Here is a 13,011-nt window from a genome sequence, read left to right as displayed (position 1 = left end):
CATGGCTCGGAACTCGGACGGAGCTCAGATTGGTGCCGCGGTGAGGCGCCAATCTGACGATGGTCTTTCTCCGTTCCGTGCCATCGCGGAGTCTGTCAGCGCTGAAGGTGGCGATCTCGTGGAGCGGGTGTCTGCGTTGATCGATCAGGCGCAGTCGTTCGCGGCCGCGCAGGTGAACGCGACCTTGACGCTGCGTAACTGGTACATCGGGCGGATGATCGATGTGGCCGTGCTTCACGAGGGCCGTGCAGGGCACGACCAGGAAGTTGTCGCCTCACTGGGGCGACAACTGACCGCTCGGTACGGTCGAGGTTTCGAGCGGGCCAACCTCTACCGGATGGTTCAGTTCTCGCAGGTCTTCCCGGACGTCGAACTTGTCGCCTCACTGGGGCGACAAGTGAGCTGGACCCACTTCAAGACACTGTTGCCAGTGTCGAGTCCCGAGGCGAGAGCGTTCTATGTGAAGGAGACCATCGAGCGCCGACTCGGTGTTCGTGATCTACGCCGGGCCATCGAGCGCAAAGCCTTCGAGCGCCGGGAGATCGCTGACTCGCAGATTCCAGAAGGATCGGCGGTGCCACTCGATGCCTTCCGCGATCCGATGCTGTTGGACATGCTGGGGCTCGCCGACACCTTCTTGGAGCGGGACCTCGAAGCCGCGCTCCGCCGTGACATGGAGTCCTTCCTGTTGGAGGTGGGGCGCGGGTGGGCGTTCGTCGAGCGTCAAAAGCGCATGACGTTCGACGGCGACGACTACTACCTCGACCTGCTGTTCTACTCACGCCCGCTACGCCGGTTGATCGCCGTGGAGCTGAAGGTCGGCAAGTTCAAGCCGAGCTACCAGGGGCAGATGAACTTCTATCTCAAGTGGCTGGATCGGCACGAGCGCCAGGCGGATGAGAACCCACCGATCGGTCTGATCCTGTGTACCGAGGCGAGCCGGGACCAGATCGAGCTGTTGGAGATGCACAAGGACGGGATTGTCGTCGCGGAGTACTGGACGGCACTGCCGCCAAAGGCCGAGCTTGAGGCCAAGATCAGGGAAATCTACCGAGAGGCCCAGGAGCGGCTCGCTCGTAGACAGATCGCAGCAGGCGGAGACGACGGCGATGAGTAGCAGAGATTGGCCGCTGTGGGGAGTTCCCACGATGGTCGTAAGTAGTAGGTCATAGGAGACAGCGATGGCGATGAACAACCGAGATCGAGTGGGCAGAGCGTTCGACCTGCTCTCCGAAGGGCTGCTCGACGAGGTCGATGAGGTCATGACACGCGCCTATAAAACAGTCGACTGGCCGGATGCGTGGGCGGCGGAAGATGCGCAGCGTCGGGGAGGGCCGCTGCGCACGATGACGAAGCACGACGTTCAGGTGCAGCTCCGCGCGATCACCGAGCAGGGGTACCACTTCAAGGATGTGCTCTCCCGTGCCCAGCAGGGCTTCGCGTCCGAGCTGCGGGAGACCCGGAACCTGTGGGCTCACAACGAGCCCTTCAGCTCCGACGATGCCGCCCGCGCGCTGGACACGATTGAGCGTCTGCTCCACGCCGTCGGCGCGGTCGATTCCGCCGAGGACGTTCGGAAGCTCCGTGTCGATCTGCAGCGCACGGTGTTCGAGGATCAGACCCGCAAGCAGGTCAAGCGCACCAAGGTGTCCCTCGATCCAGGGTCCGGGCTTCGGCCGTGGCGTGAGGTGATCCGGCCTCACGATGACGTGGCCCGCGGCGCGTTCACCGCGTCGGAGTTCGCGGCCGATCTTCACCTGGTCCACACCGGGCAGGCGACCAGCCCTGAGTATGGCGACCCGGTCGAGTTCTTCACCCGCACCTACCTCACCGAGGGTCTGCGTGATCTGCTGTCGCGCGCGCTGCGGCGGGTGAACGGTGAGGCTGGGGCGAGCCCCGTGGTGAACCTTCAGACCAACTTCGGTGGCGGCAAGACCCACTCGATGCTCGCCCTGTATCACTTGTTCAGCGGTACCCCGGCGAAGGACTTCCCGCAGGAACTTCAAGAACTGATCGCGGCGAACGGCAACCCCGACCTTGGCGCGCTCGACGTGAAACGGGTGGCGCTGGTCGGTACGTACTTGAAGGCCGGATCGCCGATCATCAAGGAGGACGGCACCGAGGTTCGCACCTTGTGGGGCGAGTTGGCCTGGCAGTTGGGTGGCCGCGAAGCGTACGACCTGATCGCCGAGGACGACCGCGCCGGCACCAACCCTGGCGAGGCGCTGCGCACCCTGATCGTGCGGTATTCGCCGTCGCTGATCCTGATCGACGAATGGGTCGCCTACGCCCGTCAGCTCGTCACCGACAAGGAACTCCCGTCGGGGTCGTTCGAGACCCAGTTCACCTTCGCCCAGTCCCTGACAGAGATCGTGCGTTCCGTGCCGGGTGTGATGCTCGTGGTGTCGATCCCGGCGTCCGATACGGGCTCTGAGGGACGTGGGAGCGACATTGAGATCGGTGGCGCGAACGGTCAGCTGGCGCTGGAGCGTCTTCAGAACGTGATCCGTCGTGTCGCGGACCAGTGGCGGCCATCGAGCAAGGACGAGTCGTTCGAGATCGTGCGCCGTCGCCTGTTCCAGGCACCGAATGCCGAGGGGCTCACCACCATTTCGGCTGTGGCGCGCAGCTTCACGAACCTGTACCGGAACAACACCGCACTGTTCTCGCGGGACGCGGCGTCGCCGAACGATGACTACGAGAAGCGCATCCGTGCCTCCTACCCGCTGCACCCGGAGCTGCTCGACCGGTTGTATGAGGACTGGTCGACTTTGGAGAGGTTTCAGCGCACCCGCGGTGTGCTGAAGCTTGTCTCGTCGATCGTGCACGAGCTGTGGGCGTCCAACGACACCTCGCCGCTGATCCTGCCGGGCAACGTGCCGCTCGATGCCACGACCGTGAACACCGACCTGACGCAGTACCTCGAAGATCAGTGGAAGCCGATCATCGACTCCGACATCGACGGCCCCGGATCGACCGCGCAGCAGATCGACCTTGACCGCCCCAACCTGGGCCAGCGGTTCGTCACTCAACGCATCGCGCGCTCGATCTTCATGGGCGCAGCCCCCCGCATCAAGAGCAGCCGCAAGGGACTCGACAAGCAGTACCTCTGGCTCGGCACCGCGATTCCCGGTGACACGCTCGGGAACTTCGGCAGCGCCGTCGAGCTGCTCGCCCAGCGCTCGACGTACTTCTACGAAGAGCAGGGCCACTACTGGTTCGACACCCAGCCGTCGGTCACGAAGACCGCGAACGACTACGCCGAGCGGCTCCGCGAAGATGTCGAGACCGTGTGGAACGAGATCAGTCGCCGCCTCCACGGTGAGGAGAAGGTGCGGGGGTTGTTCGACCGCGTGCATATCGCCCCGTCGTCCTCGGGAGACATCCCCGATCTTGAGGACACGCGCCTAGTGATCGCTCACCCGCGGCATGCGCGCCGCAAACAAGACGGCGCCGACTCGGCGGCGCACGCCTGGGTCCGCGATGCTATCGAGAGCAAGGGAGCGAGCCAGCGCATCCACCGCAACACGCTGGTCTTCCTGCTCGCAGACAAGAGCGAACTGGAAAACCTCGAAGCCGCCACCCGCAGCTACCTCGGCTGGAAGCGTGTGCAGGCAACCAGCGACAACCTGAACCTCTCGGCACAGCAGCGCAAGCAGACCGACGACTGGGTGGGGCGGCTCGATCAGACGGTCTCGGATCGCATCCGCGATACCTTCGTCTGGGCCGTCTACCCCGAGCAGTTCGACCCGACCAAGCCGTTCGAGCTGATCGCCGACCGCGTGCCGGACTCCGGTGGCCGATCGCTCGCCGAGCGGGTCGGCACCAAACTGGGACGTGAAGACCAGCTCGTCACCGACTTCGGCGCGCCGATTCTCGGCGCCACCCTGCACAACGAACTCGGTGCGCTCTGGCGTGACGCAGGAGAGATCAGCGTTGGTGAGCTGTGGGGATACTTCACCCGGTACACCTACCTGCCTCGTCTTGTTCGACGCGAGGTGCTCGACGGTGCGATCCAGCAAGCACTGACCACTGTCCTCGTTGACAGCGAACGTTTCGGTATCGCGGCAGGCAAGGACACCGACACCGGCCGCTACCGCGGGCTCGTTGTGCCGCCTGATCCGAACGCAAGCATCCAGGTCACGAACAGCACCCTGCTCATCGACGCCGACAGGGCCCAGGAACAGGTCGATTCTGACCGCGCAGCAGCCCGAGAAGCCGCAGCCCGGCAGACAGAAGACGGTGCCGAGGGTGTCGGCCCGGTGGACTTCGCATTGACAGGAGCCCATCAGCCCGCGTCCGACAGCGACGCGCTGTCTCCGGCCGAGTCTGCGCTCGAAGCGGCGCTGGCGCGCTTCTTCGGCTCGGTCAAGATCGACCCTGACCGCTACTCCCGCGACATCGGCAACGTTACCCGGGAAGTCATCGACCGACTCTCCGGAGCAGGTGCGCGCTTGGAAATCACCATCGACATCCAGGCCACCAAGCCGGAGGGCTTCGACGAGGCAGAGGTCCGCACCATCAGCGAGAACGCTCGCGTCCTCAAGTTCGATCCCAGCTCCGGCTTCGAGAAGAGCTGAGGCAAGACCAGTGCGCCTCAGCAGAGTCTCCGTCCGTAAATATCGCAGCATTGACAAGGCCGCCGACTTCAGCGTGGGCGACTTTACGGTGCTGGTCGGTCCGAACAACCAAGGAAAGTCAAATCTGCTGCGGGCTGCCGTTCTCGCAATGGAGGTCATTGAGGGATGGTCGGCTCTTCCGCGCGGAGTGCAGGCCGGACACGAAGTGCCAATCGAGATAGTCTTGCGCGGGAGCAGTCGCGCTGGATGGCGTCATCGACGAGGTGGCGGTGGCAGAGATGTCGGGTACAACTGGGAGCAGGATTTCCCCCTGTTCGCCAGAGAACGACGCGGTAGCCAGCGGAGCACCGTGGTTCATCTCGACTTCGAGCTGGACGCAGACGAACAACTTGCGTTTCGCGACGAGACTGGAGTGTCCATCAACCAGAAGCTTCCGCTGGAAGTGTCGCTGAAGGAGCGCACGGTCACACTCGCCATCCCGAAACAGGGTCGAGGTCCGCACAAGGAGAAGGCGAGAGAGATCGCAAAGTTCTTGACGGATCGCGTCACCCTTCTGCATATTCCAGCAGTTCGCACCGGTGCTACCGCCTTGGGCATTGCCGAAGAGATTCTAGCTTCACGTAGAAGGCAACTGTTGCGTTCACCAGAGTATGCCGAGGTGCTCCAACAACTGGAGCAGCTAGATCAGACCGTGGTGGCAGATGTCGAGTCTGTTCTCCAGAGAACGCTTACGCGATTCATACCCGGCACTGACTCCGTCCAACTGGAAGCCAGATCATTCTCTCGCGCTTCTGGCCTCGAAGACATTTTCATCGATGATGGGGTGCTCACGCCGATTTCGGCGAAGGGTGATGGAATCCAGAGTCTGGTTGCACTCGCGCTGACGATGGAGTGGACTCAATCAACGAATCATCCAGATAAACAACTGATTATCGCTGTCGAGGAACCAGAGTCCCACCTTCATCCAGGCGCTGTCCACGAGTTGCGTCAGGTGCTCCAGAGCATTGCTGAATCACAGCAGGTCATCGTGACCACTCACAGCCAAGCGCTCGTCAATCGCCGGAATCTTCAGCAGAACGTTATCGTGAGTGAGCGTAGTGCGACTCCTGCAAAGAGCCTCGATGCACTGCGCAAGGCCCTCGGCGTGCGACTGTCTGATGCACTCGCGGCGGCCGAGGTGACAGTCGTGGGCGAAGGCTACCTCGATGAGGTACTTCTACCAGCGCTTCTAGTGCAACGCGAGTCGGACGTTGAAGACTGGATCTCGGGCGGTCGGCTAATCGTGGAGTCGGCAGGGAGCGGCAGCAAGATCTATGCGCGCGTACTCGCGGCACGATCGATCCTCACCCATCCGATTGTTGTGCTTGATAGCGACCCCGCAGGAAAGAAGGACGTGGAGCGACTTCTTGCGGACGGAGTGGTTGAGCAGCAATCGGTCGTTCAAGTTGTCAGGCCGGATTGCAAGAGCTCCGAGCTGGAAGACCTGATTCTTCAGAGCGTCTACCTTGAGTCGCTCGAACAGACTATCGGGTTCAGCCTAAACGATCGTCAGAAACGCAAACTGGATCAGGGTCGAGACAAGGCATGGAGCGAACGGTTGTCGGAGCTGCTCACGAGTGCGGGAGTGCCCGACGCGGAGAAACTGGTGAAATCGAGCAAGTACGCAGTTACTCAGGCTGCCGTTGCCGCAGTCGACAGAGGTGACACCGTCCTACGACCGGAGTGCGAGACTCTGCTCGATCGTCTTGTCGATTTGATTCGCCGCAACCTTCACACCGACTGATGGGCCTTGCGATAGACGCACTTGAGCCGTCTGGGACTGATGCGCGATCAGGTGTCAGTTGGGGTTAGGCCGCCAGGCTGACGGTCGGGTTCATGATGGTCTCGTATTCGATGGGGGTCAAACGGCCCAGGCGGGCCTGCCGGCGACGTCGGTGGTAGGTGCGTTCGATCCAGGTGGGGGCACCTCCCGCTTGCGGGGGAATGATCGCGATGCGGAGCTCTACTCGGCTCCGCCAACGTTTGCGGTCCAGGACGTTCCTCTGCAGCAGCGAGAAGAACGATTCCATCGCGGCGTTGTCACCGGCAGCGCCGACCTGGCCCATCGATCCGATGAGATGATGACGGTTCACAGTGTGCACGAACTTCCGTGACCTGAACTGCTTGGGTTCAATCGGTCGATGCAACCAGCAGCGTCGCGACGCCTGGCCATCGCGTTGTCCAGGGCATTCACCGCGAGACGGGCCTTCATCCGGTCGCTGATCGAGTAGCCGACGATCCGGTCGGAGAACACGTCCTTGATCGCGCAGAGGTAGAGCTTCCCCTCATCGGTCCGGTGCTCGGAGGGGGCACCTCCCGCTGCGATCATGCGCGGAGCGCGCAGCGGGGGAATGTCAGTCAGCCACAGTTCGTTGACGTCATCGGCGGTGAAGTCTCGCTGCACGAGGTCGTCGTGGACCGGCGGGCCGGGGCGCTTGCCGTTATTCCCGCGCTTCTTCCCGAACACGGACCACCACCGGTTGTCCCGGCAGATCCGCCACGCGGTCTTCTCACACATGCGCTGGCCAGCCGCTTCCGCTTCGCTGGCGAGGAATCGGTAACCGAACTCGGGATCGTCACGGTGGGCGTCGAACAGGGCATTGGCTCGATAGGCTTCGACCAGCTCGGACTCGGTGAGCTGCTGTTTCCGCCAGCGGTAGTAGGGCTGGCGGGAGAGCTTCAACACCCGCAAGGACACCGCGACAGGGACCCCATCGGCGGCGAGCTCGCTCACGAGCGGGTAGAGGGTTTTCCCGGCAGGTTCGCCTGTGAGAGATAGGCGGCCGCGCGACGCAGGACCTCGTTCTCTTGCTCCAGCAGCCGATTCCGACGACGCAGATCCCGCAGCTCGGAGGACTCCTCGCGGGTGGTCCCGGGACGGGCACCGTCCTCGACATCGGCCTGGCGCATCCAGTTCGTCAGGCAGGACTCCGAGATCCCGAAGTCCTTCGCGATCTGGGAGAGCTTCTGGCCAGGTTCACGGTTCCTCGCGACACGCACGACGCCGTCACGGAACTCCTGGGGGTACGGAGCGGGCATGGGGCACATCCTTCCCTGCCACGCTGCTCAGCGCCACAGATCATGTGACACCTACCCGCGCATCAGTTCCCGCCGCCTTCCTCTCGGTAGGGGGCCTGAGCGCGAGTTCTTGCTGGTCACAGCGTCGACGCCCCCACCTGATACCGGGGGTGGGTAGTGTGCGAAGCGGGGTTTCTGCGCTCCCTGCGCCGGTCCCTTCCGCTGACGAAAGGTGTTCGCCATGAGGATCGCGCTGATCTGCCACCCCCACCACCCCATCCGGGAGCCCTGGGCCGGGGGCATGGAGATGCACACCTCGATGATCACCGCGGCCCTGCTGGAGCGCGGTCACCAGGTCACGCTGTACGCCAAGGAAGGCAGTGAGATCCCCGCCGGTGCGAAGTTCGCGCAGATCGAGAGCAGCGAACACCAGTACGAGCTGAACCCGGACCAGCAGCGGGGAGCGCTGCAGGCGCGGCGCTCCGAGGAGGCGATCCGCCGGGCATGCGAGATGGCCGCCAGCACGGATGACGACCTGGTGGTCAACAACTCCCTCAGCCCCCTGCCGCACCAGCTGCTGAGCTCATGCCGCCTGCTCACCATCATGCACAGTCCCGTGCCGGTGCCCGCCTTCGTGGAGTTCTTCGCACGCACCTCCGAGCTTCCCGAACAGCACCGCTTCGTGACCGTCTCCGAATCCAACGCCAAGGCCTGGCGCGAGCACTACCCCGAGGTCGGCGTAATGCCCAACGGCATCAACATCGACTACTGGTCGGCCGCCCCCGAGACGTCGACCCCGACCGGTGAGTCGAGCACCCGGGCCGACGGACCCGCCTCCCGGCCCCACGACGGCCTACGAGAGCGCCCCGTCGCCCTGTGGACGGGCCGCATCACCCACCAGAAGGGCCTGCACATCGCTATCGAAGCCGCCCGACTGGCCGAGGTCGAACTGCGCATCAGCGGCTTGCGCTCAGATCCCGGCTACTTCGAGGAGAAGATTGCTCCGCACCTGCGGAAGGAGGGCGAGCACGACTCCACCGCACCGGCGTACCTGGGCCACCTTTCCCACGCCGAGATCCGCGAGCAGCTCAGCGCGGCCGACGTGTTCATCGCCTCGCCGCTGTGGGCCGAGCCCTTCGGTTTGGCCCCCGTCGAGGCGATGGCCACCGGCACGCCCGTGGCCGCCACCCCTCGCGGAGCGATGCCCGAGGTGATCGGCGACGGGGGAGTGGTCGCCGACTCCGCAGACCCCGCGGACCTCGCCGAGGCCATCCGGCGGGCCCTGCACATCAGCCCCGACGCGGCGCGCTCCAATGCCGCCCGGTACAGCCTGGAGGCCATGGCCCGCCGCTTCGAACAGCTCGTCTCCGAGATCCTCTGAGCTCCATGAGGCAGTGAAGGACGACGGCTAGTCTGACCGTGCGCCAGCGGAACGCGAGACACGAGCAGGGGGATCCGCATGCAGGACCGTCAGGACGACTCGGCAGACTTCTCACTTCCGGACTTCTCCGGAGGCGGCAGCCCGGGTAGTTCCGGGGTGAGCGGGGGACCCGCAGGTGGTCCGGGTCCGTCGGGGCCCACCGGCCCTGCGCCGCAAGGACCGGGCGGTGGGGGATCGCACCGCGGCCTCTGGCTCGCCCTCGGCCTCGGGGGTGCCGGCCTGCTGCTGGTGATCCTGGTGGTGGTGGGCCTGGTGCTGTCCCAGACGGTGTTCCCCGGCGGCCAGGATCCGCCGACCGGCGGTGACCCCTCCACCACGCAGGAGGAGACCAACGACGAGGAGAGGACGCGGGGCGAGTACATCCCCAGCGAGGAGGAGACCACCCAGCCCGAACCGGAGCAGGGGCCCACCATGACCGTGGCCCCCTCCACCGAGTGCACGCTCTACGCCCCGGGCAGTGATCAGGAGCAGCCGGAGGGCGAGATGCGCGGAGGCGGCCTCTCTGTCCCACTTCCCAGCGGCTGGAAACGACTCTCCGGCAGCGCCGGGGAGCAGCCCCACCTGGAGGATTCCGAGAGCGCCTGGACCCCCGTGGAGAAGGGCTGGTACACCGACGTGATCGTGGGCCGCGTCGCCTACCCGGAGGAGACAGGCGGGTACCCCGGTGCCGAGGCCGCCGCCCGCCACCTCTTCGAGTGCTCCATCACCCGGGACGACTCCGCCGAGGTGTTCACCGACCAGCCGCAGATCAGCGAGATCCACGAGGAGGCCACGACCGTGGACGGCCACCCGGCGCACCTGTTCGAGGCCACGGTGGCCATCACCGGTGAGACCACCTTCGAATCCACCGACTCCTGGCACTATGCCGCGATCGTGGTCGAGACCCCCGGCGGTCCCAGCGCTTTCGTGGGCGGTGCCGCCACCGGGCATGGTGACCAGATGCAGGACCTCGAGGACATGAAGGAAGGGCTCTCGGTCACGGAGTGACCGAGCGGGGCGCAGTGCGCAGCGGGCACGCGTCCGCGTGATGCAATGGGGCCCATGACCGACACCCCCCGTGACGCCGCTGCGAGCACCGACGCCTCGCCCGCCCAGTCCGCCACCGATAGCCCCACGATCTTCCACGACCTGCACGCCTTCGTCGCCGAGCCGCGCATCACCGGGCTTTTCCTGGCCCCCGCCGGGGACCGTCTGGTCGCCGCCCGCACCGAGCTGAACAAGAAGAGGAACGGGTACGTGACCGCACTGTGGGAGCTGCCGCACTCCTCCCGCCGCTCCCGCGGGCACCGCTCCGCCTCCGATGCCGGCCAGTCCCCGCGTCGCCTCACCCGCGGCGTGGACGGTGAGGCGCTCGCCGGGTTCACCGCCCACGGCGACCTGCTGTTCACCGCCAAGCGCGACACGGGCGATGACGAGCACACGGACGAGACCACCCTGTTCCTGCTGCCCCGCGGCGGGGGCGAGGCCGTCGTGGTCGCCCGCCGCCACGGCGGCTTCGCCTCCCTGTCCATCGCGCGCGACAGCGGCCGCATCGCCCTGACCAGCGCGATCCACCCGCGCGCCGCCGACGACGAGGACGATCGTGCCCTGGCCTCCGAGCGGCGTGAGACCAAGACCTCCGCCATCCTGCACACCGGTCACCCGGTGCGGTACTGGGACCACGACCTGGGCCCCGCCCGGGACCAGGTGCTGATCGCCGAGCCCCTGGATCCCACAGACCCTGATCCGCGACTGGACCTGCGCCGACTGACCTCCTTCGGTCCCGCCGAACGACTGGGAGAGGTGATCATCAGCCCCGACGGCGGCACCGTGTACGCCGACGTCAGCCGCACCTTGCACGGCACCACGGCCCGCTCACGCATCGTCGCGATCGATGCGGACAGCGGTGAGGTGCGCACGCTCGCAGCGCAGGACGATCACAACCTCGGCCTGGCGGCCCTCAGCCCCGATGGCTCCGTGCTGCTGCTGAGCCGCAGCACCGTGGCCAGCGACACCCGGCCCCTCGCGGTGGAGCTGGTGAAGGCCGATCTGGAGACCGGTGAGCTCACCCCCGCCTACACCGGCTTCACCAACTGGCCCTCCGATGTGCGCATCGCCCCCGACAACACCACCGCCTACTTCACCGCCGACCTCGAGGGCCACGGCGCCATCCACCGCCTGGACCTCGGATCCGGCACCGTCACCGTGCTCACCGAGGATGTGCGTCACTACAGCGCCCTCGCGCTCGACGAGCGCTCCGGGCAGCTGATCGCGCTGGCCGACGCCATTGACGCCCCGCCGCTGCCGGTGCGCTGCGACCCCGCCACCGGCGAGATCAGCCCCATCCCCTGTGGGATCGAGGCGCCGCCCGTGCCCGGGTCGCTCACCGAGGTGACCGCTGCCGCGGAGGACGGCACCCCGCTGCGCGCCTGGCTGTGCCTGCCCGAGGGCGCCGGGGCGGAGGAGCCGGCCCCGCTGCTGCTGTGGATCCACGGCGGGCCCTTCGGATCCTGGAACTCCTGGACCTGGCGCTGGAACCCCTGGACCGCCACCGCCCGCGGCTACGCGGTGCTGCTGCCGGACCCGGCGATCTCCACCGGCTACGGCCAGCAGATGATCGACCGCGGCTGGGACCAGCTGGGCGGCAGCCCCTACGACGACATCATGCTCCTGACCCGCGCCACCCTGGGGCGTGACGACATCGACGAGACCCGCAAGGCCGCCCTGGGTGGCTCCTACGGCGGGTACATGGCCAACTGGATCGCCGGCCGTACCGGCGACTTCTTCGACTGCATCGTCACCCACGCCTCCCTGTGGGCGCTGGACCAGTTCCGTGGCACCACCGACACCGCCTCCCACTGGGCCGCCCACCTCAGCGATGAGCACAACGCGAAGTACAACCCGGCCGACGGCATCGACGCGATCACCGCCCCCATGCTCGTCATCCACGGCGACAAGGACTACCGGGTGCCCATCGGGGAGGGCCTGCGGCTGTGGTTCGAACTGCTGACCGCCGCTGACCAGGACCCCGAGGACAACCCCCACCGCTTCCTGTACTTCCCGGACGAGAACCACTGGATCCTCTCGCCCAACAACTCGGTGATCTGGTACGAGACGGTGTACGCGTTCGTGGACCGCCACGTGCGCGGGATCGAGACCGAGATGCCCCGCCTGCTGGGCTGACAGCAGGTAACAGCTGTTCAGCAGTGAATCCTTGCTGAAGGCTGTACTGTCGATCAGTAGCGCAATGCCCCCGACTAGCCTCCCGGGGGTACGAACCGTGGCGCCCGCGGCATGATGTCCCGGTGATCTCCCCGAACGTCGCCATGAGGGTGCTGAGCTTCCCGCCGGCGCGCGGTGCACTGTCCCTGCTGTTCCTGGCCCTGGTGCCGATCGGGCTGGATGGGGAGCTGGGCGGGGCAGCACAGCGGATCGCTTTCTCCGGGTTCGCGGCGCTGCTGGGCACTCCGATCTGGGCCTGGACGTTCGCCGGCTTCTGGAACCATGTCGCCTGGCCGGGCCCCGAGGAGACCTCCGTGGTGATCGCGGCACGGCCGCGCAGGCTCGCGGTGCTGCTCTCCTGGACGGCGCTGGGGGCTGTGATCGTCGGGGTGCCCGGAGCAGTCGCCGCAGGGGTGCTCGGCAGCGCGGACCAGGTGATCCTCACGTTCCTCGCGATCGCAGCAGCCGGCCTGCCCGTGGCCGCGCTGCTTCCCCGCCTCAGCCGATGGCACGTGATCCGCGGCGGAACCGTCTCCGCCCGGCGGCACGGACTAAATATCCGCAGCCCGCGCCAGAAGGGGACTCGACGACTGCGGTACTGACGGCTGGAGGACCTGGGAGGCCAGGTTCAGGTCGCCGAGGCGCTGCCCGGCCGGGCAGGTGAGCACCTCGCCCCCGGTGTCCGGTGGCGCACTGGGGCCCGCCAGGCCCTGCAGCGGTGGGCGATCGAGG

The 13,011-nt window shown here is 66.2% G+C and carries 7 protein-coding genes and 1 pseudogene; 7 read left to right on the top strand and 1 reads right to left on the bottom strand.

Features of this window, described 5'->3' with window-relative positions; all coding sequences use genetic code 11:
- The first annotated feature begins 1 nt into the window (after position 1).
- The 3 genes from M4D54_RS00400 to M4D54_RS00390 all read left to right on the top strand — a co-directional run bounded on the left by M4D54_RS00400 (position 2) and on the right by M4D54_RS00390 (position 6,363).
- Positions 2–1,117, top strand: a complete 1,116-nt coding sequence (locus tag M4D54_RS00400; RefSeq protein ID WP_259889398.1) for a YhcG family protein — start codon at positions 2–4, stop codon at positions 1,115–1,117.
- Positions 1,118–1,181: 64 nt separating this feature from the next.
- Positions 1,182–4,580, top strand: coding sequence for a DUF499 domain-containing protein (locus M4D54_RS00395; protein WP_259889396.1), 3,399 nt, complete (start codon positions 1,182–1,184; stop codon positions 4,578–4,580).
- 10 nt (positions 4,581–4,590) lie between these two features.
- Positions 4,591–6,363, top strand: a complete 1,773-nt coding sequence (locus tag M4D54_RS00390; RefSeq protein WP_259889393.1) for an ATP-dependent endonuclease — start codon at positions 4,591–4,593, stop codon at positions 6,361–6,363.
- A 64-nt stretch (positions 6,364–6,427) separates the two neighbouring features.
- Here the strand turns inward: M4D54_RS00390 and M4D54_RS00385 are convergent.
- Positions 6,428–7,658 (bottom strand): annotated as a pseudogene (locus M4D54_RS00385) (IS3 family transposase).
- Between the two features lie 220 nt (positions 7,659–7,878).
- On the opposite strand from M4D54_RS00385, the gene M4D54_RS00380 reads away from it, so the two are divergent.
- From M4D54_RS00380 to M4D54_RS00365, 4 genes are all read left to right on the top strand, one after another.
- Positions 7,879–9,018: a glycosyltransferase gene (locus M4D54_RS00380; protein ID WP_259889391.1), complete on the top strand. Its 1,140-nt coding sequence runs from the start codon at positions 7,879–7,881 to the stop codon at positions 9,016–9,018.
- 156 nt (positions 9,019–9,174) lie between these two features.
- On the top strand, positions 9,175–10,065 hold the full coding sequence (locus tag M4D54_RS00375) for a hypothetical protein (protein ID WP_259889389.1): 891 nt from the start codon (positions 9,175–9,177) through the stop codon (positions 10,063–10,065).
- A 54-nt stretch (positions 10,066–10,119) separates the two neighbouring features.
- On the top strand, positions 10,120–12,240 hold the full coding sequence (locus M4D54_RS00370) for a prolyl oligopeptidase family serine peptidase (protein WP_259889387.1): 2,121 nt from the start codon (positions 10,120–10,122) through the stop codon (positions 12,238–12,240).
- A 122-nt stretch (positions 12,241–12,362) separates the two neighbouring features.
- Entirely contained in the window at positions 12,363–12,881 is a 519-nt protein-coding gene (locus M4D54_RS00365) for a hypothetical protein (protein WP_259889386.1), read from the top strand.
- The last annotated feature ends 130 nt before the right edge of the window (positions 12,882–13,011 follow it).

The sequence above is a fragment of the Brachybacterium sp. p3-SID1565 genome, assembly GCF_025143785.1.
GTDB classification, from domain to species: Bacteria; Actinomycetota; Actinomycetes; order Actinomycetales; family Dermabacteraceae; genus Brachybacterium; species Brachybacterium epidermidis.
This window is presented reverse-complemented; position numbering and strand designations above follow the sequence as displayed.